At 54.5% G+C, this 24,182-nt stretch carries 24 protein-coding genes; 14 read left to right on the top strand and 10 right to left on the bottom strand.

Annotation, left to right across the window (positions count from 1 at the left end):
* Positions 1 to 187 precede the first annotated feature (187 nt).
* Positions 188 to 2,173: an acetoin utilization AcuC family protein gene (locus tag EI42_RS22075; RefSeq protein WP_111324811.1), complete on the bottom strand. Its 1,986-nt coding sequence runs from the start codon at positions 2,171 to 2,173 to the stop codon at positions 188 to 190.
* A 53-nt stretch (positions 2,174 to 2,226) separates the two neighbouring features.
* Between EI42_RS22075 and EI42_RS22070 the strand changes: the two genes are divergently transcribed.
* Both EI42_RS22070 and EI42_RS22065 read left to right on the top strand, forming a co-directional pair.
* Positions 2,227 to 2,502, top strand: coding sequence for a hypothetical protein (locus EI42_RS22070; RefSeq protein ID WP_111324810.1), 276 nt, complete (start codon positions 2,227 to 2,229; stop codon positions 2,500 to 2,502).
* 75 nt (positions 2,503 to 2,577) lie between these two features.
* On the top strand, positions 2,578 to 3,129 hold the full coding sequence (locus EI42_RS22065; RefSeq protein ID WP_111324809.1) for an HD domain-containing protein: 552 nt from the start codon (positions 2,578 to 2,580) through the stop codon (positions 3,127 to 3,129).
* Between the two features lie 238 nt (positions 3,130 to 3,367).
* Here EI42_RS22065 and EI42_RS22060 read toward each other — a convergent pair whose 3' ends face one another.
* A complete protein-coding gene (locus EI42_RS22060) occupies positions 3,368 to 4,621 on the bottom strand; it encodes a hypothetical protein (protein WP_111324808.1) in 1,254 nt (417 codons plus the stop codon).
* A 252-nt stretch (positions 4,622 to 4,873) separates the two neighbouring features.
* Between EI42_RS22060 and EI42_RS32040 the strand changes: the two genes are divergently transcribed.
* Positions 4,874 to 5,011 carry a hypothetical protein gene (locus EI42_RS32040; protein ID WP_211326308.1) on the top strand — a complete coding sequence of 46 codons (138 nt, stop codon included), beginning with the start codon at positions 4,874 to 4,876 and terminating at the stop codon, positions 5,009 to 5,011.
* 16 nt (positions 5,012 to 5,027) lie between these two features.
* On the opposite strand, the gene EI42_RS22055 is transcribed toward EI42_RS32040, so the two are convergent.
* Positions 5,028 to 6,359 (bottom strand): helix-turn-helix domain-containing protein, encoded by a 1,332-nt coding sequence (locus tag EI42_RS22055; RefSeq protein WP_170142824.1) that lies wholly within the window; start codon positions 6,357 to 6,359, stop codon positions 5,028 to 5,030.
* Between the two features lie 288 nt (positions 6,360 to 6,647).
* On the opposite strand from EI42_RS22055, the gene EI42_RS22050 reads away from it, so the two are divergent.
* Genes EI42_RS22050 through EI42_RS22035 form a run of 4 tightly spaced genes read left to right on the top strand, consistent with a single transcriptional unit; the run spans position 6,648 to position 7,936 of the window.
* Positions 6,648 to 7,037, top strand: a complete 390-nt coding sequence (locus EI42_RS22050) for a hypothetical protein (protein ID WP_137686074.1) — start codon at positions 6,648 to 6,650, stop codon at positions 7,035 to 7,037.
* A gap of 24 nt (positions 7,038 to 7,061) precedes the next feature.
* Positions 7,062 to 7,340 (top strand): hypothetical protein, encoded by a 279-nt coding sequence (locus tag EI42_RS22045; protein WP_111324805.1) that lies wholly within the window; start codon positions 7,062 to 7,064, stop codon positions 7,338 to 7,340.
* Positions 7,301 to 7,705 (top strand): hypothetical protein, encoded by a 405-nt coding sequence (locus EI42_RS22040; RefSeq protein ID WP_111324804.1) that lies wholly within the window; start codon positions 7,301 to 7,303, stop codon positions 7,703 to 7,705. Before EI42_RS22045 ends, EI42_RS22040 begins: the two co-directional genes overlap by 40 nt.
* 42 nt (positions 7,706 to 7,747) lie before the next feature.
* Positions 7,748 to 7,936, top strand: a complete 189-nt coding sequence (locus EI42_RS22035; protein WP_111324803.1) for a hypothetical protein — start codon at positions 7,748 to 7,750, stop codon at positions 7,934 to 7,936.
* Positions 7,937 to 8,026: 90 nt separating this feature from the next.
* On the opposite strand, the gene EI42_RS22030 is transcribed toward EI42_RS22035, so the two are convergent.
* On the bottom strand, positions 8,027 to 8,752 hold the full coding sequence (locus EI42_RS22030; protein WP_111324802.1) for a CBS domain-containing protein: 726 nt from the start codon (positions 8,750 to 8,752) through the stop codon (positions 8,027 to 8,029).
* A gap of 211 nt (positions 8,753 to 8,963) precedes the next feature.
* Here EI42_RS22030 and EI42_RS22025 point away from each other — a divergent pair, with 211 nt between their 5' ends.
* Positions 8,964 to 11,312 carry a S9 family peptidase gene (locus EI42_RS22025; RefSeq protein WP_111324801.1) on the top strand — a complete coding sequence of 783 codons (2,349 nt, stop codon included), beginning with the start codon at positions 8,964 to 8,966 and terminating at the stop codon, positions 11,310 to 11,312.
* A gap of 68 nt (positions 11,313 to 11,380) precedes the next feature.
* On the opposite strand, the gene EI42_RS22020 is transcribed toward EI42_RS22025, so the two are convergent.
* A complete protein-coding gene (locus tag EI42_RS22020; protein WP_111324800.1) occupies positions 11,381 to 11,773 on the bottom strand; it encodes a hypothetical protein in 393 nt (130 codons plus the stop codon).
* Positions 11,774 to 11,779: 6 nt separating this feature from the next.
* Complete coding sequence (locus tag EI42_RS22015; RefSeq protein ID WP_111324799.1) at positions 11,780 to 13,105, bottom strand: TolB-like translocation protein; 1,326 nt, start codon at positions 13,103 to 13,105, stop codon at positions 11,780 to 11,782.
* 417 nt (positions 13,106 to 13,522) lie between these two features.
* On the opposite strand from EI42_RS22015, the gene EI42_RS22010 reads away from it, so the two are divergent.
* The 3 genes from EI42_RS22010 to EI42_RS22000 all read left to right on the top strand — a co-directional run bounded on the left by EI42_RS22010 (position 13,523) and on the right by EI42_RS22000 (position 17,421).
* The gene (locus tag EI42_RS22010) at positions 13,523 to 15,415 is read left to right on the top strand and encodes a serine/threonine protein kinase (protein WP_111324798.1); all 1,893 of its coding nucleotides are present in this window, start codon (positions 13,523 to 13,525) and stop codon (positions 15,413 to 15,415) included.
* Positions 15,416 to 15,534: 119 nt separating this feature from the next.
* Positions 15,535 to 16,512 carry a DNA methyltransferase gene (locus EI42_RS22005; RefSeq protein WP_111324797.1) on the top strand — a complete coding sequence of 326 codons (978 nt, stop codon included), beginning with the start codon at positions 15,535 to 15,537 and terminating at the stop codon, positions 16,510 to 16,512.
* Between the two features lie 105 nt (positions 16,513 to 16,617).
* Positions 16,618 to 17,421, top strand: coding sequence for an inositol monophosphatase family protein (locus EI42_RS22000; RefSeq protein ID WP_170142823.1), 804 nt, complete (start codon positions 16,618 to 16,620; stop codon positions 17,419 to 17,421).
* 89 nt (positions 17,422 to 17,510) lie between these two features.
* Here EI42_RS22000 and EI42_RS21995 read toward each other — a convergent pair whose 3' ends face one another.
* Positions 17,511 to 18,464 carry a C39 family peptidase gene (locus EI42_RS21995; RefSeq protein WP_249033473.1) on the bottom strand — a complete coding sequence of 318 codons (954 nt, stop codon included), beginning with the start codon at positions 18,462 to 18,464 and terminating at the stop codon, positions 17,511 to 17,513.
* Positions 18,465 to 18,903: 439 nt separating this feature from the next.
* On the opposite strand from EI42_RS21995, the gene EI42_RS21990 reads away from it, so the two are divergent.
* Together EI42_RS21990 and EI42_RS21985 are read left to right on the top strand one after the other, a co-directional pair.
* A complete protein-coding gene (locus EI42_RS21990; RefSeq protein WP_111324794.1) occupies positions 18,904 to 19,203 on the top strand; it encodes a hypothetical protein in 300 nt (99 codons plus the stop codon).
* Positions 19,203 to 19,697: a DUF1440 domain-containing protein gene (locus EI42_RS21985; RefSeq protein WP_111324793.1), complete on the top strand. Its 495-nt coding sequence runs from the start codon at positions 19,203 to 19,205 to the stop codon at positions 19,695 to 19,697. Before EI42_RS21990 ends, EI42_RS21985 begins: the two co-directional genes overlap by 1 nt.
* Here the strand turns inward: EI42_RS21985 and EI42_RS21980 are convergent.
* Entirely contained in the window at positions 19,682 to 20,335 is a 654-nt protein-coding gene (locus EI42_RS21980; protein WP_111324792.1) for a carboxylesterase family protein, read from the bottom strand. The two genes, EI42_RS21985 and EI42_RS21980, sit on opposite strands and share 16 nt — an antisense overlap.
* A 260-nt stretch (positions 20,336 to 20,595) precedes the next feature.
* Between EI42_RS21980 and EI42_RS21975 the strand changes: the two genes are divergently transcribed.
* Entirely contained in the window at positions 20,596 to 21,453 is an 858-nt protein-coding gene (locus tag EI42_RS21975; RefSeq protein WP_111324791.1) for a DUF72 domain-containing protein, read from the top strand.
* On the opposite strand, the gene EI42_RS21970 is transcribed toward EI42_RS21975, so the two are convergent.
* Both EI42_RS21970 and EI42_RS21965 read right to left on the bottom strand, forming a co-directional pair.
* Positions 21,425 to 22,588 carry a glycosyltransferase family 4 protein gene (locus EI42_RS21970; RefSeq protein WP_111324790.1) on the bottom strand — a complete coding sequence of 388 codons (1,164 nt, stop codon included), beginning with the start codon at positions 22,586 to 22,588 and terminating at the stop codon, positions 21,425 to 21,427. The genes EI42_RS21975 and EI42_RS21970 overlap by 29 nt on opposite strands.
* 566 nt (positions 22,589 to 23,154) lie before the next feature.
* Entirely contained in the window at positions 23,155 to 24,177 is a 1,023-nt protein-coding gene (locus EI42_RS21965; RefSeq protein ID WP_170142822.1) for a histidine phosphatase family protein, read from the bottom strand.
* Positions 24,178 to 24,182 lie beyond the last annotated feature (5 nt).

Here is a 24,182-nt window from a genome sequence, read left to right as displayed (position 1 = left end):
TGCGGGGACGCTCTCTCCTGAGCGGGGGGCTTCTGTGAGGTCCGGGATCTCCGCGAGGTTATTATGTTGTTGTTACTCTTGACACGATCCAGCGGGTAAACCGGTTGTGGTGTTACCGTTTCTCCCTCTCACCCAAAAAAGGGGCGACGCCTCTTAAGAAGCGCCGCCACAGCATTCTACTGCTCGCTTAAATTCGCGCCAGATTTGGCGAACTGAGCATACGGCTTAAAAACTGATTTGCGGTCTGCTGGTCGACGCGCTTGCCAATGCGGGCCAGCAATACGTTTGCCGGCTCCATGCTCACATTCGGCTCGGTGGTGGGATATTCCTTAAAACCCTGAGAGCCAAACAGCCGCGAGATCATCTCTCGATACCGATACACCGAGATGCCCAGGTTCTCCGTGTCCCAGTGCCACGAGAGCCCGATAGCGAAGAGAATCATATCTTCCAGCGCGTCCAGTTCAAGGGCAAATTGCAGCATAGAACGTGCGATCCCCAGGCCACGCCAGTCGCTGCTGACCTCTATTGCGACCTCGTAGAGGTTCTCGATACCCTCCCACCACTCGTCAGCGGGCGCAATCGTTACCTGCCCGACGATCGCTCCCGAGGGCGTGTGGGCCAGCGTCAGCGCGCAATCGGGACTCTTCGCGATATCCAGCAGCAGTTGATGCTCGCGCTCTGGCAACCGTGCGAAGGTTCGCAACCCATCATCGGGACGCAGCCGCTTGACCAGCGACACCGGACTGAAGTCACGCAGGAGCAGCGGGCCACGCTTTGTCTCGATGGTTCTGGTGCGCGAGGGTGTCAGCGACGGATCGCGATTGAGATGCAGCAGGTCAAAGAGCCCCGCCAGCGGCGAGCGATGCCGCGTTGAGGGAAAGGCCTGACGCACCGATGGCGGTATCACCAGGTGACGCACCAGAGCCGCCGTCTGCCGGTTTGTATTGCTGATCGACCAGCGGCGCGGCTGCGGCGGGAAATCCTCTTCTTTATCCAGGAAGGTGCTCGGGAAGGTCGACGTTCCCTTTGTCGAGCGCATCACTTCCAGCAGCTCCACATCCTGCTTCATCCGTTCTTGCCAGCGCTCGCGCCAGCGCTCAACCCATTCCGACGGAAGCTGCTCCGGCACCTGCTGCCCGGTCATCTCGGCCCAGACCAGCGCCCACGCACGCGGCACCACGCGATACAGCGCATACCCACCACCACCGACAGCCAGCCAGCGCCCTCCACAATAGGTATCGGCCAGTTGGCGTGCCATCTTTGCCTGCGCACGGATACCCCGCATGGTCAGCGCGAGGTGCGTTAATGGGTCCCACGCATGCGTATCGCACCCGTGTTGCGTGACGATCACATCAGGCGCGAATGAGGTCACAAGCGGGTGCAGCAGAACATTCATCACCTCGATATAGGAATCATCCTCGGTGAAGGGCTCCAGCGGCACATTCACCGCGTAGCCACGCCCGACACTCCGCCCGGTTTCCAGCACATCGCCCGTTCCCGGGAACAGATAGCGCCCGGTCTCATGAAGCGAGATCGTCATGACGCGCGGGTCATCATAGAAGAGCTTCTGAACACCGTCCCCGTGATGGGCGTCGAAGTCGATGTAGAGCACCTTCGCCTCGGTCGCCTGCAAGACATGGGCAATCGCAACCCCCACATCGTTATAGATACAGAAGCCCGACGCCCGATCAGACCAGGCATGATGCAGGCCACCAGATGGATGAAAGACACGCAGCGGGCGCTCCTCTTCGCTGGCAAACGTCCCGCCCTCAGGCAATCCCATAATCGCGCTGAGTCCGACCAGAGAGCCACCCGCGATCCAGGCCGCTACATCATGCATATCAAGCACTGGCGGCGTATCGTCACTGTTAAAGCCGTAGCGCATCTGTAACCAGGCCCGTTCTTTCAGCTCGCCCTCTATCATAAACTCGTCCGACTCGCTGAGCTTCTGCACGGCCTGAATATAATCACGCGTATGAGCCAGCTTCAATTCAGCATCCGTGGCCTGCCGGATCGGCAAAAACGTCGCCGGGTCTTGCTGATCCCATAACCCGCTGGTCCGCAATAAATCTATCAGGGCCTCAATACGCACCGGCTGCAACGGATGCTGTGGCCCGAGTTGATAGTGTAATTCCGCCGGATCAAAGGCCAGGCGGGCCCTTTCATTGTGCATGCAGCTCCCCCTCCTCTACGGAGATTCAAAAGCGCTCTGTATCCCCCGGGAAATTGGTATCACTCAGCGCTTTTACCCCTTTTGGATCATTCATCGATATCAATGCCTGTACACTATTGTACACCGTCCTCGCTGTCAAGTTCGCCACCGACCTCCAAAAGCAAAAAGCCACCGAGCAAGCTGCCGCTGATCTCTATCTGGCCGCCCCTGTAGAGATCCAGCGCGTCAAATTGCAGAAGTGTCAGACCGAAATGCAGGAGTTTACAGCCCTCCTCAAAAGATCTATTTTGCAGACGAGGCTGTCACTCCCTGAAAATAAGGTGAAGTAGCCCTTTTTGCTCGTATGGCAGGTGTACGCGACATGTTATGATAAGACAGTGCAACAAAATGGAGGTATTGCTTGTATGCTCACTATCGCTCAAGCAGCCCGCTTTGCGGAATCTTATCTTGCCCCGCTCGGAGCGCGATGGCTCCATGTACAGGGCGTTGTCAGGCAGGCCTATTCCGTGAGCAGGATTCTCAATGACAAAGAGCATGACTATTTGATAAGCGCTGCGTATCTACATGATATTGGCTACGCGCCATCACTCCAGAAAACGGGCTTTCATCCTCTTGATGGTGCGTACTTTGTTCGCTCCCTGGGAGATCTACGTCTGGCATCGCTGGTTGCCCATCACTCTGAGGCCCGCTTTGAGGCTCGTTTGAAAGGGTTGGAAGAACAGCTTTCCGAGTTTCCGCGTGAGGAATCCCCGCTTGCGGATGCGCTGATCTACTGCGACTTCACTACAAGCCCTTTCGGAGCAACCATCTCGATGCAAGAACGCGTCGCCGATATCATGTCACGCTATGGGAAAGAGCACCCTGTCACACAGGCGTTGCACTTAGCGCTCCCCACCCTGACAGAGGCAATCGAGCGAATGGAGAAGCGGCTTCAGGCAAGCAGTTCGTCTCTGTAGCGATAATCTACCGGGACCAGAAAAAGAACCACCGGGCTGCTTCCGATGGTTTTTTATCAGCATTCAGCAATACATGCAGGGTTTCTATCTACCCTATTTATACAGCTTGATCTGGCCTATAAGTATTCTATCGGGCCGTGAAGCACATCAAGAGGACAAGATGTGTCCTTTCCATACGGGCTCTTCTTTCATATATCGGGCCTCTCTACATGACTTGTCTACAGCATCTACAAAATGCTTATTGAAAAAGATCAGGCCGTTGCGTTTTTACTAACTGAAACCCGAACTTGATGACATAAGGCTCCTTTGTATATTTCGCGTTTTCACGCAGAGATTGATAGAGGTTATGCATGCGTATGAGATGCAAAGGCGACTTCTTTGCTTCTGGTAAAATCGATTCGGCGATCTTTAAACCTTCATCCAGATAGCCGCTTTGAATAGTTGCAATAGCTTCTTCAGACCGGGCCGTTAACGTTCTACGCATTCGGGGATGAAGAGAAGGCAAGCTCTCTAAAGTTGCTAAGGCTGTTTGTGGTTCTTTCAGGGCAAGATGCATCTCAGCCTTTGTGATTATGTGCCAACTGAGATCAATCTTGTGAAAGAGAGGCTCTGTCTCTTGCTGATATTTCTCAGTGAGCCTGAAGGCGATGTCGTTTTGCTGTTTCGCTACTGCCATATCCTGTCGCGAGCGGGGATACACACTTAACAGAGCTGCTAGCTCGTCTCGGGAAGCGCTCTCCACGAATGGAGGTACGGCATAATTTTCAGCGATATTGACGGCTTCTCTCGCAAGATCAATTGCAAGTTGCAGATCTTTTGGCTCCTGGTGTATACTCAAGCTCCACTTCTCGTCCTGGATGTATGCATACATATACAGCGCTTTCGCTCTCTGTGCCTGATATGACTTCCTTTCAGCAACACGTATCGCTTTTTTTATGTATTTCTCTGCCGACAAGAGATAGCCCTGCGCTCTCTGCATATTTGCTGCTGCAATAAGATATTCGCAAAGCAATCTCACTATCTCATCTCTACTATTTTGATACAGAATACAGTCTTGCAGTACATAGATCCTTGAGAGCGCCTCATCAAAACTGTCGTAGGGGTTCTGCCAGAAAGAAATCAAGCGATCTCTATAAGCATTCAGGTTCAGCGGAGGAAGTTTGTTTGATGGAGTTGGGTGGAACAGCTTGTTAAGATCTTCCATCTCCATAGTTTGTAAGCCAAGATAAGCAGGTGGAATATTTAATATAGTATGAAGTATCCATCTCCTTTTCTGATCTACTGGAACGGTATTTGAGCTTTCCATGCGCTCCCACCAGCGTTTACTCACAGGTTTCTCTCCTAAGGATATCAGCAACTCATTATACAAGCGTACAACTTCACCAGTATTATACCAATTGAGCTTGTTGAGCCGCCAATCCCTCAGGACGTTTGCTTTATGGGTTAGCACAAATAAATCAATGTACTTTAGAGATTTTTGCTTTGATTCCATACCATCCCTCCATATACCTTACACATCTCTGTAGAATAGACTCCCATAAAACGCGACAAACTGCTGCTTAAAGCATATTACTTTGTCGCTCTCCTTATACATTAGCATGATATTTATAAAAATGGAATAGCTTTCCCTACCAGAATTACAATAAAAACTCTCAACATCCACTTTTTCGGGGTTGGATTTATGAAAGAAGTCAGTAAAGTAACATTGAATTACACCTTCCACAAAGATGAGATAGTAGCTGTGATGGAAGTCCTGAATCAGTTCCTCAGCTATGCACGCTCACATCCCCCTGAAGACGAGAAAGGGGTGAACCATGTGGAGGCGGTGCGGCGCTTTGTTGAGCGGGTGAAACAAAAGAGCCACCGGGCTGCTTCCCGATAGCTCGTATCATTACGTTCTACCAATGTTGTGTAAAGTCTCGTAATTCCTTGATTTCCTTGTCTCTATTCCATATGGTGTTCATTATCTCGTACATCACCAGAGCTTCATTAAAACGCTGTTCACTTTTTATCGATCTTGCTCCCTGAATTGCTGCTTTCCAGTAATAGATTGCTTTATCTCTATCCCGCCTCTTGCCCCTGAGGGTCGCAAGGGTCATACAATTGAGAGTATGTATCCTTGCTCTCTCGGTCATTAGGACCTTTGGGGTGAGATCGTCGTTAAGTAACTGTTCCGCTGTCTGTAACGAGCTTGTATATTCCTCCTGGGTATTATAGAGAATAACCCCATTTAACAGGATCTCTGCATAGGTGTAATAACTGCCAGGATCGGATGTCTCTGTGCCTATGGCTCCGATAGCCGCCTTATATGTGTCTGCTGCCTTTACACCTTGCTTCGCTCGCATGATAGCCAGGGTACTTTGTAAACCGCTGCGTACGACCGGGGGAATATCTGCGTTATTCAGGTAAGGGGTGACTTGCTCAATAGCCGCCAATGCTTTCTTATACATAGCTGCGTGGTGATAAGCCCACGCCTGAGTATCTAAAGCGCATGCAGCAAGCACCGGGTCGCCTGCATCATTACTAAGTTGTACGGCATTGCTGCTACCTTGTAGAGCTTCTTGTACTCCTTTTATATGCCATGCCAGGAAAGATTTGAGAAGGGCGCACTGAGCTGCCAGTTTTAAAGCTTCGCTACGATGTTCAGCCGAATCTTGAGCGATCCTTACTAAAGAAGGCAAAAATGCACTTGCTCCGTTGTATGCAGCCAGAATATCATCTCTTTTCTGGCTTTTCCCGTTTAGTTGCCAGCATGCAGCAACACTTGTTGCACACTGAGCTAAGAAGTCTCCATATTTTGCGTCTGTCATAGTAGCATCTCCTAAGACGAAGGGAAGCGATATAACCCTTAATAAAGCACTTTTCTGATCTTCATAGGGAATATCACTGAACTTGTTCATCAATCTACTAACTGCCTCTAATCTCTTATTAAATGAATAAGGCTTAAAGGCAATTGAGATGAGCTGCAAAGACAAGTCTTTTTCAAAATATTCCCTGGTTTCAGTAGTACCGTTTTCTCCTCCTTCTAAGAGCAATCTATTCTTTGCTAGCAAGACGTCTACATCTTCTACTTTCAGGATCTTTGCAAGCTGTGAGCGTACCTCGTAGGGCATCGGTCGTTTGCCTTTGATATACTGACTTATCGTTTGGCGGCTATAGCCAGTGAGCTTAGCAAGCGACACATAGTTCAAGCCTCTATCTTTTATGAGATCTGCTAAGGTGTACTTCATACACATCTCCATCCTGACTACATGTTCACCCTGTGCATCAAAGTATAACATATCAAGCATGTAAATTCAACTTAACGTATATTTAACATATTTTTACCACCTATATTCATTACCCTGTTAACATAACGAGTCCATTCTTAGTTCTATTACAGCTTGTATTCTCATTACCTAGTCTTTTATACTTGTAGGGCAGGCGCATAACAATTAGTAAAGCACCAATCAAGCAAGTTAATGTTTTAAAATCACCGATTCACTAACGGGAGCTTGTAGTTTATGGGGGTTGGTAAGATGAAACAACACGAAGAAAACTACACACAACTCACAGCCTGTAAAGACGAGCTAGCTGCTGTTCTAAATGTACTTCAGCAGTTCCTCAGCTATGCACGCTCACATCCCCCTGAAGACGAGAAAGGGGTGAACCATGTGGAGGCGGTGCGGCGCTTTGTTGAGCGGGTGAAACAGGAGCCTGCTGGTCCTCTATATTCTCAGGTTGTCTATCACGTACAGGCGCTGAATCGAGCACAACGCGAGGTCGATAACGGGGCATGGAACCCACTGTTTTACAAATCAGCAGTGGATCGCGTAGCCAGACACAAGGAATGGTTACAGTCACATGGCGTCCCTGTCTATCTCGACACGACGGCACGATGCTGGTGTCTTTGGATTGCCCTCGAGTAGGCAGAGTCAAGCAAGGAGGCTCTTATGCACAGGTCTGAAGTGGATGCACTTCGAGAACAGATCTATCTCGCCTGCGTGTCGCTCCGCGATCTCCATCATCAATCAGGCCGCGTCCAGGGGCGTTTGCAGGCGTTGGTGGCGGCGCTTGATAAGCATATTGGTGTTGAGGCAACAAATAGGTTGGTTGCGTCCATCTGCCTCAAGGTTGATATCATACCGGCGTATTTCCGTCTGCCTCAAGATGAATATCAGGGAGATGTGGCATGCAGGGACGAAAAACAACACTCTACGAGTTACGAGTAAAACACAATATCTACCATCAGGAGTTGCAGGAAGCATGTGAGGCGCGGGGGCTGCGTCCCTCGTATCTCGCGTGTATGGCGGGGGCGGCCATTCCGCGCGAAGCTGCTGAAATGATTCTGGCCGCCTTGAATGAGCTGGCGCATACCCACTACCAGCTTCATGAGGTCGAAATAGCGCTCCGGCCCCCGCTTTCAGAGCAGGATCTTGAAGGCAAGCTCAGGCAACTGGACGCTTTGCGGCAACAATGGCTGCAAACACGGAGAAAGAAAGCGCTGGATGCCTATCGGGCACTGGAGCGATGGTTTGAAAACCAGGGGCTGGCCCCCGCGTATCACTACGCGCTTGAAAAGCATGTGGTCTTATAAAAGGTTTGTGTTGCAGAAAGAGTCAGGAAAAGCGAGTTCGAGATGCAGAACAAGGATACCTATGAAGTGAGGGCCGGGAACACGGTTCTCTACGTGGGCAAAGACGCCGAGCAGGCTCGCCGAGTGTTCTTTGCCGCCGCGAAAGAGCAGGCATACGACACCCGGAAAATCACATTCTACGTCAATGGAAATAGGGCAGCCGAATTCCTGGAAAAGCCCGAATTCAGATAACAGACATCATCTGGTCACTCTGTTACCCCTTTTTGGAGCCCTGATACCGGCTGTGTACCAGGGCTCTTTTCATGGGCTCCCCGAGCGCTTTCAGGGGTGCAGCTCTCCCTCCTCTACAGGAGTGCCAAAGGCATAGTGGATCCTCTCTTGCTGCAAACGCAACAGAAACGGAGCGGGATTAATGGTGCCCAGGCGAATGATCGCAACATTCGGCACGCCTCCGATCGAAGGGGCCGCCATCACGCTGCGAATCTGCATGTTCATCTCCGCCGCCAGTAACAGCGCCCGCGCCAGCGGAGCCATATCGCCGAGCGGCAAGACGATATCAAGCTGCATGCCCGGCTCAAACGCGCCCATTGCCCGCGAGAGTGCCAGCAGCAGATCACTGCGTGTTACCAGCCCGACCAGCACCGCCTTATTCTCATTCTGGATGATCTCATACTCAACAACGGGTAAATAATTGAGGTTCCGTTCTACCAGAATTTGAGCAGCAGCCGGAACACTGGTCATTGGCGAAACGCGTAGCGGCGCACGATGCATCACCTCGACAACACGCCGCTCCAGCCAGGGGCGTTGTGACGTCGCGTTCGTATCTCGCTGTCGGGCCAGCGCGGCCTGTAAATCGATGTCCTGCGCCGTCAACATCCCTTCCAGAACGGTCTTGCGCACCTTCTTCTTCTCCACCTCAACATGCATAGAACGCACTACAGGGAGATGGTGAAATCCATGCTGCCGCAGAAGATTCACGGCGTGCGCCAACGTGGCGTCAGGAGCAATCGTAATCAATTTGGTGGTCATAATATCGCGAACAATCATTCCAGTCTCCCGTAGCAAGCATATCACGAGCCCCCGAGCGGCAGGCCGATATCTATCATAGCATACGGTTGCATCGGGCTCACAACTTCGCTCGCACTACTTCGTACAATATATAGGCTAGATAGAGCAAGTGATCAAAGCTCCAGACAAGACCCTGCATCACATCTCGCATGGGCGTAGCACTAAGAAAATTACGTTGAGGAGTGAACATATGGCTACTAATGAAGATACCACAAAACCACGCGTCAGTATCCCGGAGACAGAGCAACAGAACACCGAGCAACACCAACCGGAGAGCGCCGAGCCAGAAAACACAGGTCAGCAGCCACTGGAACCCGATGATAACGTGACCGCCCCGATGGATTTTCACGAACAGCTTGCTCCCACGCCCATCACACCAGAAGAACCAGCATCAGAAGCGGAAGCAGAGCCCACACCAGTCGCAGAGGAACACGAGCAGACACCGAATACCGAAGAGAAAAACGAGGCTCCCGAGCAGACACCAAACACCCGGGAGAAGAACGAGGCTCCCGAGCTCACAGCTTCCTCACAACAGCCAGCGGGCACCATCGTCACCCCGGCTCGTGAGGCCCCGGTGACCGCGCCACGCCTGCCCTATATGCGCGTGGAGGATCTGACCGAATTGCGCGTCGTCAGCGATCCACAGCTTTCGCCGGATGGTTCGCAGATCGCCTTTACCGTGCTTGAAAGCGATGCCGTCCACAATACCACACGTAGCGCTATCTGGCTGGTCAAAAGCAACGCCAGCAAAAATGACCAGCCCTGGAAACTCACCACTGGTACCGCCCACGATACCCAACCGCGCTGGTCACCCGACGGCAGACGCCTTGCCTTCCTGAGCGATCGCAGCGGCACGCCACAGATCTACGTTCTGACCATGTATGGCGGTGAGGCCCAACAACTCAGCGATCTGCCACAGGGCGTCAGCGACTTCAGTTGGAGCCCCAACGGCAGGGCGATTCTTGCCCAAAGCGGCTGGAAGCCCGCCGACGAGCAGAACCTTGAACAGCCTGGCTACGCCCCCACGATCATTACCCGTCTGGGCGCTTACCGAGAAGGTACAGGCTTTCTGCACGGTCGCCATCAACAGCTCTGGCTCCTCCCGCTCGCTGGCGAGCCGACACGCATCACCTCGGAACCGGTCGATCTGCTGGACGCAAGCTGGTCGCCCGATGGCAGCGAGATCGCCTTCTGTGCCAACCGCCGCACCGATGCCGATATCAGCGCGAGTAGTGCCCTCTGGGTGCTGACGCTGAAAACCGGCCAGCTTCGACGGCTCTCCCCGGAAGACGGCGTTGCCGCTATGCCAGCATGGTCACCCGACGGAAAGTATATCGCCTTCCTCTACAGCCCGGATCAGACCGAAGCGAGCAATATCGCCCCCTGGCTTGTGGAGGCCGATGGCAGCGGCACAGCTCGCCCGGCGGTTCCCGGCGCCGAAGCCATCACAACCCAGGTCTGGATCATCGACGAGCTGCGCACCGACTACCTGACGCGCCCGCAGTGGTATCCCGACAGTCAGTCCTTTATCGTCACCGTTCAGGAGCGGGGTCAGGTGCATCTCAGCCGTATCAATCTCGTCAAGCAGAGCATCGAGCGGCTGACAAAGGGCAACGGACGCTATCTCGCGCCACAGCTCAGCAAGGATGGCCAGCGTATCGCGCTCATTCGCGCCGACTGGTTCACGCCGGGCGATATCTGGTGCACGGACGGCAACGGCGAGAATCTGCGCAAATTGACCCGCGTCAATGACGCCTTCCTGCAAAGCCGCCAGCTTATTCGTCCGAAACGCGTCACCTGGAAGGCACACGACGGGCTGGAGATCGAGGGCTGGCTCTATCTGCCTCCCCTGCGACCGGGCACCCGAGCGCCACTGCTTCTGGCTCCGCACGGCGGTCCTACCGCGGCCTGGGGAGATGCCTATGTGCACGAGTTCCAGGTGCTGGCCGGGCGTGGCTATGCAGTGCTGGCCCCCAACTCGCGTGGCAGTTCGGGCTATGGCGAGGAGTTCAGCCGCAAACTCCTGAACGATTGGGGTGGCGATGACTACCGGGATCTTATGGCCGGGCTCGACCATGTGCTGAGCACCGAGCCGCTTGACAGCAGCCGCCTGGGCATCACCGGCATGAGCTACGGCGGGTATATGACCAACTGGGCCATCGCGCAGACCAATCGCTTCAAGGCCGCGGTCAGCCGCAACAGCATCAGCAACATTATGACTGCCGGGCTGCTCTCGGATCAGCCGACCTGGTTCCAGCAGGTGATGGACACACCCGACCTGCAACGCAGCCGCTCGCCGCTCACCCACGCGCATAAGATCCAGACGCCGCTGCTCCTGCTGCATGGCGAAAACGATCTCCGCTGCCCGATCAGCGAAGCGGTCCAGTTGTTTACGGCGCTCCGCCAGCGCAAACGCGTGGTGCAGCTTGTGCGCTATCCCGAGGGCGGCCACCTGATGGATTGGCCTGCCAATGGGTCGCCACAGCTCCGCCTCGATCGGCTGCGCCGCACCGTCGAATGGTTCGAGCACTTCGTCTAAGACAGAACAAAAGCCGGGATAATAATACTTCCCGGCTTTTCCGTGCTTTACAGGTCGTCGTACCCGGCTTAACCGAGGACGAAAAGCTGCACCAGCGCGAAAATGCCAATCACGGCAAGGAAAATGCCATAAATTCCCGCCGCAATCCGCGAGACACGATGTGTTCCACTGACATACTTCGCTCGCAGGCTGGAGAGCGCCATGCGCACCGCCACAGCGATGATACCCAGGATCAAGAAGAAGTCTATCACCCGTACCGCCATCGCCCCGTCAAAGACCAGCAGCAGAACAACAATACAGGCAAATGCCAGAAACGCGCCCAGTACGTCCAGAACCGCCCATCCCATAAAGGCAGGATCATCTATCGAATAACGCTGCATTTTCGGCGTGATGATCCAGATAACCACCAAACCAACAATATAGGCAAGAATAGCCCCTATAGTCCAGAGAACTTGCTGCATGCAGTATTAACCCCAGCTAAAAACACGTGCATTTTTCTCCAATGTACGTGCAGTTGATGCATCTATATAATAGATGTATGTATCCGGGAAAGTGGTCATCCCCAACTGCTGAAAGCTCTGCATCGCAAAAGCCTCGCTGTCAGCCCGCCAGGAGACCTGACCGGCTACGCTCGGAGTCATGGTCTGCACCTTGCCGGGATTATCCAGGGAGATCAGGAACGGGCCCTGCTCCTGCCCCATCTGCATGTATGCGGTTGCGACCAGTTTCTTGTTATCGGGCGACCAGCTCAAGTCAACATCGCGAGCCAGGAAGGTCGCGGGCACGCCGGCAAAGGCTCCCTGCTTCTCCCCATTCTCCAGATTCACGATCTGTATTTCACTCGCCTCCTTGCCCGGTCTGCCCTCCTTCAACACCTGCACAGCAAGCTGCTTGCCGTCGGGCGAAACGCTCCACCCCGGATGGACAAAAGCGCTGACCATCCGATTCGCGCACCAGGGAATATGCCCCATATTGAGTACCTGTTCGTGTTTCTCAGGATTGCTCAATGAGTAGCGATAAATGCCCACAGAGCTCTCATTCGCGCCGGGCTTATCGACCACCTGTACGTAGAACTGACCCTGACTATATTGCGCGTTCAGAAGTGTTGGCTTGCCTTGCTGCGGGTTCGCGACAGGGGTTGCACCGATCGTGCTTTGAGACAGGACTTTCTCCAGCTTCTGCGACTCCACATCGTAACGGTACAGGCCAGCGTCATCGCTCTTCTTTCCCGTGACGCCATTGTACCACGCCAACAGGTGTGACGCATCTTCCCAGGAGACAAAATTCCAATAGTCCTCCTTCGCCTCACCCTTTAAAGAAGCATTACGCTCAATTTTGGGGAGACGAATCGCCGTTGCCTGGCCCTTCTGAAAATCATACACATACAGCGAGCCGTTTCCGGCATAGTCCGGGCCAGGACAGCCACCGCCGCCGATTCCATAGGGCAACGCATGATACGCAAAGGCCAGATAGCGATGATCGGCGGACCAGAGCGGCATCTGCCAGAAGACCATTGTATTCTGCGAGAAGTTGAAGCTCGTTACCTGCGTTGGCGATTGTCCATTCTGTGCCGCCCAGAGCTGATTCTGACGGACGAAAGCATAGAAGTCGCCCTTTGAGTTCTCCGGGGCTTGTTCCAGCTTCGGGGTCGGTGTTGGTTGAATTGCGGGCGTTCCGCTTCCCGTATCGGGCGTGCCACGCGGGATCGTGCCTTCTCGCGGTCCACCACAGGCGGCAAACAGCAGCACCATCAGAAATACAGGAAATAACGCCGCTCTCAAGCGCTTACGCATGGAAAAGTCACCTCTCCACTCTCTATTACACAGCTTCAGCACTGCTCCATCTCGAAACGATAAAGCCTGGCTACCACAAACCATATCATACTGTTTCACGATTTTCATTGCCAGTAGGAAATATCGCCCGTCCGTCCCACCACCTCGCGGCTCTCCTCGAACACGCTCGATCTATCGAGGCACAACGGGAAACTTGTGGTATACTTGAGAAAAAGGGTGTTTTTGTTCCATGCATACACATCCGGACGCGGAACCGATGAAGCCTTCATCAAACCGCCTGCGGTCTTCCCCCACTGCACTCTATGCAATACGTGCTATTGAATTCCGCTAAAACACGCTACATGCTATACTTGCTGTGTTCTTTTCATACCTGGTCGTTACCATTAAAGAGCGCTTTTTTGGCAGGGAGCACTATTCATGACATTAGATGGCCAACGGCTCGATCACTATCAGCTCTCTCATCCCATCGGTCGCGGCGGGATGGGAATTGTCTATCTGGCGCAGGATTTACGGACTCCCCGTTCTGTCGCTATCAAAGTGATCTATATGAATCTGCCTCACAACGAGGAAGAGAAGCAAAAAGCGATACACCTGTTTCGCCGCGAAGCAGGAATTATCGCCTCAATGGACCATCCCCACATTCTTCCCCTTTTTGACTATGGAGAAGAAAGGGTAGATGGCGAAGATATCGCCTATCAGGTGATGCCCTATCGCAAAGAGGGATCGCTTGATCAGTGGCTCAAGCAGCGATACGCAGGCGGCGCACTACCCATTGCGGAGGTTTCACGCTTTATCACGCAGGCCGCCAGCGCTCTCTATTACGCGCATAACTCGCAGATCATTCACCAGGACATCAAGCCCTCGAATTTCCTGCTCCGCCAGCGCCCCGAGCGCCCTGAGCGTCCGGACCTGCTGCTTGCGGACTTCGGCATTGCCCGGCTGAGCACCAATACCAGCAGTTCCAGCATGGCAACCATGCGCGGCACCCCGCAGTATATGGCTCCGGAGCAGTGGAAAAGCCAATCGGTCCCGGCCTCCGATCAATACGCGCTGGCAGTGATGGCCTACCAGATGCTGACCGGCAGCACGCCGTTTCAGGGCAGCCCGGAGCAGTTGCTGTACCAGCATCTCAATGAGCCACCGACCCCGCCCACACAGCTCAATGCGCATCTGCCGTCCACCATCGACGCGGTCTTGCTCCGCGCCCTGGCGAAAGAGCCTGAGCAGCGTTACCCCAACATCAACACCTTTGCCTCAGAACTTCAGATAGCGCTTCTCAACTCAGATACTCCGACCGTCACCCTATCTCCTGGCTACATTCCGGGTGCGCGCTCCACCTCGGGAGGGCAGGGACCGCGGCCCGGCTACACACCCGTTTTCACGCAGACCCCACAGAGCAACCCACCGGCCCCCAACACGCCGTCACAACACGGTAACACCACTATTCCAGCGCCGCCAACGACCGACACCCCGGCGCCAGCAGGGAACACGAGCAAGAATAAGGCACTGCTGACACTCCTGCTCATCAGCCTTGTCGTGCTGCTTGTCGGCGGCATTGGTAGCACTTTTCTTCTGCTCAACAATCAGCCACCATCGAAGAACGCCCATTCTCCAGCAACCGATCAGCCAGATAGCATCACAACAACCACGGCAGAAGGCACATCACCCACCATCCCGGCGGTCACGCCCGACGTCAGCGCTGCCGAGGCCGCCCAGAACCCCTATCCCGAATATTTCCCCAAAGACGGCACGCTGCTCTACCTTGACCCGCTCACCACAGCACGCCACTGGCATGATACCCCGCTCAACCAGGATTTTGGCGGCAAATGCACCTTTATCCGCAACGAGCTCTATGTCACCCTGACTGACCTGCATACGTCCTTTCCCTGCACCAGCGATTTCACACTACAGGACTTTGCAGCCGAGGTCACGATGACCATGAAGAAACCCGGCTGCGGCGGCTTCTACTTCCGCTACAACGCAAATGAGCATCGTGGCTACTATTTCCTGATCTGCACCGATCAGACCTACACGCTGTACAAGTTCAACGGGAAGGACGCTTCGGCTCAACGCATGACCGGCAGCACCAACAAAGTCACCACGCTCTTCCCGGTAGGCGCGGGACAATCCCACACGCTCGGGCTCTTTGTGCAGGGCAACACGATGTACCTGTACGTCAACGGTCAGTATCTTGACAAGTTCACGGACGGTACCTACACCCGGGGCACGCTCGGCCTCGCAGCAAGCGCCCAGAACAAGGATATGATCGTTGCCTACCATCAGTTGGAAGTCTGGCAGCCAGACGCCTGACGAGCAGGGGGAGCAGACGCAGCACTCCCCTTCCTGGTCTGGCAGCTCTCGGGCATAGACGTGAGCAGGGAGATATGTTACAGTATCTAGTACATTTTTGGTTCATGGAGCATTGATGCATGGTCGAATTGATATGGAAAGGGAAACAACGCGCTCTTCCCCCGGCTTCCGCGCAGCTTCATACGATCGCTCAGTATCCCCCTCAAACCACGTCACCGGTTGACTGGCAGAATCGCCTGATTCAGGGCGATCGCGGCATCTGCCTGCCCGCATTGCTGCCAGAGTTTGAGGGAACTGTCCAGCTTATTTATATCGACCCACCCTTTATGACCGGACGTACATTCAGCAGGAACTCTCAAATAGCTTATCGTGACGTCTGGGGCAACAGCCTTGATACGTATCTCCAGTGGCTCTACGAGACGCTGCACTATCTCTATGCTCTGCTCGCTCCGACAGGGAGCCTCTATATCCATCTGGATTGGCGCACCACTCATTACGCGAAGCTTCTGCTCGATGAGATCTTCGGGTATAAGAGACGAGGCGGCGGCTTTAAGAATGAAATCATCTGGCACTACCAGAGCGGCGGACGCTATCGCAGGCTCTTTTCGCGCAAGCATGACACGATCCTCTTCTACACGAAATCAGAGCACTACACCTTTCATGGCGAACGCATAGGCGAGCGCCGTGGGGCTCAGAAACGCAACCATATGCGGCGGGAAGTTGGCCCGGATGGTCGTGTCAACTGGGTCATTCGGGCAGGAGGGCGCACCTACACCTATAGCGAAGACGATCGCATGACACCAAGCGACGTCTGGACCGATATCAGTCACCTGCACCAGAAAGACCCGGAGCGCAACGGCTACGCCACTCAGAAGCCCGAGGCGCTGCTAGAACGCATCCTGCTGGCCTCCTCCGAGGAACATGACCTTGTGCTCGATTGCTTCTGTGGCAGCGGGGTCACGCCTGCCGTGGCCGAGCGGCTTGGGCGTCGCTGGATAGCCTGCGATCAAAGTGAGCTTGCCATTCAGACGACCCTGCACCGCCTGCTCCAGCAGCCCAGGCAGCACCCCTTCCTGCTCCAAAAGTGCCAGCCCTGATAGGCCAGAAAGCGTCCAGGCATCCCTGTTGAGATAGCATTTCATGGTATAATGTTTCTACACTGGAAACGAGCAGAAAACGTAAAGGAGACACATTTTCATATCATGCTTGAATTGCTCGAACAACTTTTCCGCCAGGTTCGCAGCTACTCTCAATCGGAGCGCTTTGACCGCAAACGGATCTATCACCGCACCGCCAAACATGTCACCATGCAGTTTGATCGAGACGCGGAAGATATCATTATCCAGGGGCTTCAAGAGAGCGGGCACGGCTTCGAGATCATCACCGAGGAGCGCGAAACCCTGAGCACGACCAGTAACCCGCAATATCGTATCGTCGTCGACCCTATTGATGGCTCCACCAATGCCGAGCGTGGCATTACAGCCGCCGCCGTTGCACTTGCCGTTCTACCAATCGATGCCCCAATTCTCCCATCGCACGTGCAATGGGCACTGGTTGGCGACCTGTTTAGCGGCACCGTCTATCTTGCTGGAAAGGGACACGGCTCCTTCCGCAACGGGCAGCGCAATCAGGTCAGCTCTATTACCTCTCTGAAACACAGCATCATCGGCCTCAATCTCGATAGCCGCGACTTGCACACCCTCGAACGTCTGCTACTTAGCTCTCCCCGTCCTCTCGGCGTCCGCAGAAGTGGCAGCACCGCCATTGATTGTGTCTATGTTGCCAGTGGCACCTATGATGCCTATGTTGATGTGGGCGATGTTCTGACCGGTGAATCATTTCTGGCATCAGCCGCTATTGTACTGGAAGCAGGCGGCATCGTTACCGATCACAAGGGGCAGGAGCTCAAGCCTGTTGCCAACCTGACAGACGGCTATTCCATCGTCGTTGCAGGCAATAAAGACCTGCATCAGGCCATACTCAATAAGATTAACCCACGCCCATAGTTCCCGTATACAGTCAAAAAGAGGACGCTCGCCCGGCGGGTCGTCCTCTTTCTCTCTGAAACAATACGTCTATCGCGATACGTCAATCATCATCTGGGCGTCAACACAGCGCTGAAGCCCTGCCAGATACTCGCGAAATAATCGCGTGACATGCTTGTAAAGTTGGTAGGAGCGGAGTCGGCAGTGAAAACAGTATTTGCATCTCCTCCCTTGATCACAAACAGGTGTCCGCCGGGGAAATACTGTGCGTCGCGCAGGCTGACAATTACCGGCTGACCGCTATTTGCGATATCAATGACCTCCTGGAGTGAACGGGAATGGCCCGCACTGGTGTTAAAGCCAAAATGCGCGGCGGTTTGCGCAATCCCATCTTCAGTCAACAACCCTAAATCAACGTCCCATACCCCCAGATCCAGTTCGACCTGTAACACGTCCGCCGCCTTGAGGTTCTTGCCATAGGCGTTCATCACCATCTGCATCGAGATACCAGAACAGGATGAGTAACTCCAGGTGTTCAACTGGTACGAATTGTAATACTGCGAGGGATCAGCCGAATCGACCCGCACCACCCGTGAACTGGCCGAAAACGTGGGAGACTTCGGCGCCTGCGGCTGCTCATGGGAAGCGAGGTCATAGCCATAGGTAATCGGTTTGCCCGTGAGGATATTCAGGCCGATACCCTGAATGCGCTCTATCGTGCCCTCGGCAAGCCCGGTCTGGATGAAGAGGGTCAGCACAATCATCACCAGAAAACCTGCCGAGATCAGCATGCGGTGTCGGCGATACCATGACCCGGACACCATAAAAGCGGGAGGAGGTGGCGGGCTTTCCATGCCGACTATCTCGCCATCGCGCAGGTGCACAATCGCGGTGACATGAGCATCAAGGGGATGCTCGGGAAGCTGCGTCTGAGCCGCGAGCGCCCGTTTATACCGTCGATACTCGCGCCAGGCACTCATGACGAGGCTGGCAACTATCAGCACCATTACCACGACCAGCAAGACCGTGACGATCGAAGTCAGCATAAAAATCTCACCTACCATTCAGAAATTCGATGCTACTCAGCAGTTAAGTATAACGCAAGAGCAAAATCACAACCAACTCACCCGCCCAAAACAGCCAGATATTGCTATGCATTTCTAGCGTGCTCGATATCGTCCAGCGCTTCGTAAAACTCTCCATACAGATCGAGTCACGCTGACATTCCTTGCTTCACCATTCAGCGCATACATCACTCACCTGGCCACGAAGCCCAACCCCCCAAACCGAAGCTCTCGCCCTTCTATAGAAACGACCCCATCACATAGCGTTTTTTTCTTATTCTAGCATGACCTATTTCGATTTCCCACTTTTCATGACTTGCTTCCCATATCTCCCTATACACAGCCTGTTTCACCAAACCAGGAGCGCTGTAACCAGCCACCATAACATGACGTGTAGCAGATAGAGGACCTGCATCATAGCGAGGAAAGGGAATACAGTATGTTAGAGAAACTCAACCAACAGCAGTTCTTCGTCGGCCTGCAAACCTCAGGAGAGGAGAACAACATTGTCCCTCCATATCAGGTTTCTCCGTATCCAGCCGAAGGACGCCCCGACATCGGAGAGGAAACTGCCTCAGAAGAGCAGGAAACCACGATCATGGAACCTTATTGTTCCCGTCCTCCCGCCGAAGGCCGCGAGGATATTGCCAGCGATGTGCAACAGGAAGAACAACAGGCATACAGTAAACAGCATCCCCCTACGCCCCATCAAGCCAGGAAACCGCAGGGGGAGGCATAATGATGCACGATAACCGTTCTGTTTCCTGGCGGCAAGGAGCGATTTCGGGGTGTGCCGGAACCGCTCCTATGACCATTTTTATGCTCCTCACACAGCGCTTGCTTCCCGAAGGAGAACAGTACGCCCTGCCCCCAGAACTCATCACACGCGACATTTCCAGGCGCCTGCACCTGAAACTCCACTGGAATAAGCAGCTCCTGTTGCTTGCCTCCCTCATCTCGCATTTTGGCTATGGCGCAACAATGGGAGCGCTCTACAGGCTGTTCTCCAACCGGGTAGCGCTTCCCGCCGCCCTCAAGGGAACACTCTTCGGGCTGTTGATCTGGGGAGCCAGCTATCTGGTCTGGATGCCGCTGCTTGGCATTACGCCCGCCGCCCAACGCGAGCCGGCACGCCGCAACGCGCTGATGATCGCCGCCCATATGGTCTGGGGAGCCACAACCGGGCTCCTGGCAACCTGCCTGAAGTCCCAACAGGCTCAAGAGCGCCGCTGAGCCAGAAACCACTTGTAGAGCTCGGGATTCGCATAGGTCTGCGTCCAGGAATCGTGTCCGCCCCGCGGGTAGATGGTCAGGCGGACGTTGCCACCACACTGCTCCAGCCTGCGGACAATTGTCTCGGCATATTCGAGCGGCACTACTCGATCCAGCGCCCCATGAAACGCCCACACCGGCAGATGCCTGATCGTGGCGACCGTCCCCAGATTGCCGCCTCCACAAATCGGTGCGATGGCGGCAAAACGCTGCGGGAAGGTCATGGCCAGTTCCCAGGTCGCGAAGCCGCCCATGCTCATCCCGGTCACATAGATGCGGTCTTCATCGACCCGATAGGATTGGACAAACTCATCCAGCAGCTCCCCAAGTAGATCGACACGCCATCGCACCCCGGGCAGACATTGGGGTATCAGCACGAGAAACGGAAAGTCCTCGCCCTTTTGCAGCAGCTTCGGCAGTCCCTGCGTTTTCAGCTTTTCAAGGTCGGTCCCGCGCTCCGCGGCCCCATGCAGAAACAGGATCAGCGGCCAGCGCTGTTCAGCCTCCTGCTCATAGGAGCGGGGTAGATAGAGCAAATAGCGGGTATTCAATGCGCCCTCGAAGCTCCTCCGAAGCACTTGACCCTCTTGCAGTCCCATAACCTCTCCTTATTTCAGGCAAACTGGTTTATCCAAACTACGCAGAATCGCACAAAGTCGCGGGGTAATTCGGGCAACAGGCAGGATTTCCTTGCTTTCACAGTGGCTCCCTGCTCTTGCATGCTTGAGAATCGGGAACACAAAACCAGTTTGTACAAACTACAGAGACAGGCACCCATCTTGCTTGACAAGGAGAGTCTGTCCCATATAGAGTATGAAACGTTGAATCAAATCAATGCAGGAAGGATACACAGGAGTTTATGGAAGCGTTCTATATCGGTTGTCCAATGTGGGGTTACAAAGCATGGGTCGGGCGCTTTTTCCCGCAACGCACACCAGCCAGCGAGTTTCTTCGCCTGTATAGTCGTCGGTTGACGACCGTCGAAGGAAACACGACGTTCTACGCGCTTCCATCAGCCGAAACAGTGGCCCGCTGGCGCCAGGAGACCCCGGAGACGTTCCGCTTCTGTCCCAAGATCTCACGCGATATCAGCCACATCGAGCCCCTCGACGCTCATACAGCGGAGACATATCACTTTATCGAGCGCATGCGTGGCCTCGGCTCGCGTCTGGGCCCCATCTTCTTACAGCTCCCACCAGCCTTTGGCCCGGACCAACTGCCACAACTACACCGCTTCCTTGAGCGCTGGCCCGAAGATGTTCGGCTGGCCGTTGAAGTGCGGCACCCCACCTTCTTTCAGGAGCCGCAGGAACTCGATGCACTGCTTCAGCGCTTCCGGGCAGCACGCGTCATCATGGACACGCGGCCCATCCGCATCGGTTCCCGAGAAGAAGTGCAGGACATGCAGAAACGAGAGCGCAAGCCGAACCTTCCGCTGCACCTCGCCACCACCACCGATTTCGCCTTCGTGCGCTATATCGGTCATCCCCGCATGGAGGTGAACGCACCGCTTCTCGCTCAGTGGGCTCACCAACTGGGACAATGGCTCAAGCAGGGGGTCACGGTGTACGTCTTTTGCCACTGCCCCTATGAGGAACATTCCCCTTTCATCTGTGCGGAGCTATACCGCCAACTCCAGCAACACGTATCGCTCCCGGCACTTCCCTGGCGGCCTGACGCTTCCGATACTACGCCGGAGCAGCCTCGTCTGTTTTAAGCGGACTCAGGGGGACATCGCTGCTCAGCGGTGTGATAGCCAGCGCAGGCTTACGCGCCGCAATCACCTTTTCATAGACGCGCGTGTACTTCTCTGCCATCACCTGCGCCGAAAAATGGCGTCTGACATAGGCGCGAACCAGCGTGCGATCAAGGCTCTCCACCTTTGGAATAGCCTGCACCATCTCATCAAGGGTGCGCACCAGAAAACCGCTGATTCCAGGCGCCACAATCTCAGGAGCGGCACCACGGGCGAACGAAATGACCGGGCAACCAAGCGCCATCGCTTCCAGCATCACCATGCCAAACGGCTCCTCCCACTCGATCGGGTTGAGCAGCACCCGCGCCTTGCTCAAGAGCTCGATCTTCTGCTGCATATTCACCGGACCGATATAGACCACCTGTTGACCGTCAATCTGTGGTCGGATCTGCTTCTCGTAATACTCAATCGAGGAAGGCAGGTAGGAGTCAAGTGTGCCGGCCAGAATCAGGCGGATACCGGCCTTTCTTGCTGCCTCAATCGCGAGATGCGTTCCCTTGTCAGCGACGATACGACCAAGCCAGACCGCGTAGTCGGCGGGTTCAAACGTCTTCGGGTGAAATACCTCCATTGGTAAACCGTGGTGCACAACACCCACAAAATTCAATACAAATGGGACCTGCTTCTGCGCACTTTTACTGATCGCGACAAAGGGAATGTCACGCAACCATTCATAGTAATAGGTATCAGCATCGCCCACCCAGTTCTCGGCCTTGTCGAACGGGAACGGACTATGCAGCGTGGAAACATGCGGAACAGGGATGTGCGTCAGCAACGGATATTGATACATATCAGAAGCTGATGAGAGATGCGTATGAATGATATCAAAATCGTGTCTGCTGATATACTCTATCGCTTTGAAGTAATGATAATAAGGCTTGAGATGGGCCGACCAGGGAGCACCCTCATCAAGCAACGCATGCGGGAAAAATGAGACATGTCGTGCTGACGTCTGGGCATCCCCAGGAGCAAACAGTGTTACGTCGTGGCCCTGTTTCACTTGCTCTTCGATCAGGTTATACAGCACAACTTCTGTTCCGCCGTAGTTCTTCGGAGGTATAGCTAACCACGGTGGAGCAATATGCGCTACCTTCATATTTCACCCTCATCTTGCTTGTAAGAATCGCATTCACTGTAAAAACGCGCTACTAGAAGAACAAGAGGTACCACCAAAACCACCCCACACCTGCAGAACGACGCGAGCTGAACACATGTTCTACAGCTTATGCGCTCTTTCTCCACAGATTCGCGTCAAATCGGGATGGAGAAGCGCAAGAAAAAAAGCCTCACTTCAAATACGGAGACCAGCACACATAGGGATACATTTTATATCATCTTCTTACCGTCCACTCTCTATTATAGAACACGGCTTTAAAAAATGCAAGATCATCTCATTAACTAGTTTCCCTCAAATAACTGAATGGTATATACTGCGAGAGTTATAGTTATAATCTATTCTCCCCTCACAGTCTCTCCTTCAATACTCCATACAAAAAGGCAGACGTGAAGCCTTTCCCTGAAGTGGATGCTGGCCAGACTCAACTTTTTTTCCAGTTGCTTCCTTTGTTGCACCCACAGGCCCCACGTCCTTCATTACAGGATTTCTCGGCTTTTTTCGCTTTTGCTGTACTTATAGAGGAAAGAAATAGCGCCCGCCAGCCACTATACCTGCTGTGCCACTTCAACACAGCGCCACGCCGGCAATTCAAATACCAGATATGCAGGCATCGCAAGCGCTTTCCAGAACGCAAGCGGCTTGACCCCGAGCAACTGAGCGGCAAAGAGCGTCAACACCGTCCCGTGCGAGACCACAATCAGTTGCTCTGCTGGCTGTTGCGCGAGCGCCGTCTGTAACGCCTGTTCAAAGCGTTGACGAGCCTGTAGCGCCGTCTCACGCCCAAAAACCAGCCGCTCCGGCTCCGCAAAGAAACGGGCAATCGTCTCCTGCCAGCGCTCCGCATCGAGGAAGGGCATCCCCTCGCGCTCGTGCTCATGCAGATTCTCAGCCGTGCGCCAGGGAAGCTGTAGCTCACTTGCCAGGATCCGGGCCGTCTCCTGCGCTTTGGGTTCCACGCTGGACACAATCGCGGTCGGTCGATAGGGTGCCAGCCGCCGCGCCAGGACGCGACAGCGCTCTGCCCCCTCTTCCGTCAGTTCCCACTGCTTCGCCGCTGTGGCGGGATCGACCCGCGAGAGCGAGTGCCGAACCAGGATCAGCAGCCGCTTGCCCGGGGCCTGTCCGCGCTGTGGCTTCGGCTCCTCGGGCGGTGTCGGGAAGCCCCCAAAGGCACGAATTCCCTGCATACAGCCGACATGCACCAGCCCATGACCGATACTCTCAATGAGGGCCTCATAGACGCTGATCGAGGGGTTCCACGGCAGGGTAATCGTGCGTTGCCAGTCCTCTGGTGTCAGCCCGGTCAGGCAGGCTTCTATCTGCTGGTGCATCGTCGCAAGCTGCGCGAACAGCTCATCTGCTGTCCGAGGCTGCGGCAAGCGCGGCGGCCATTCCTTTCCGGTCGCCACACAGGCCACCACCAGCACCGGTCGATAGGCATGGATCGCGACCTCTCGCAGCGGACGCAGATCAATGGCGGGCGCACTGTATGCTAGCTGCTCATCAGTGAGCCCGGTCACCACAGCCCGCACCTGCTGATACAGATAGGCGTTGAAGGGAGAAAGCATCACCA

Source organism: Thermosporothrix hazakensis, from assembly GCF_003253565.1.
Lineage (GTDB): Bacteria > Chloroflexota > Ktedonobacteria > Ktedonobacterales > Ktedonobacteraceae > Thermosporothrix > Thermosporothrix hazakensis.
Note: the sequence above shows the minus strand (reverse complement) of the source record. Positions and strands in the feature narration are given on the sequence as shown.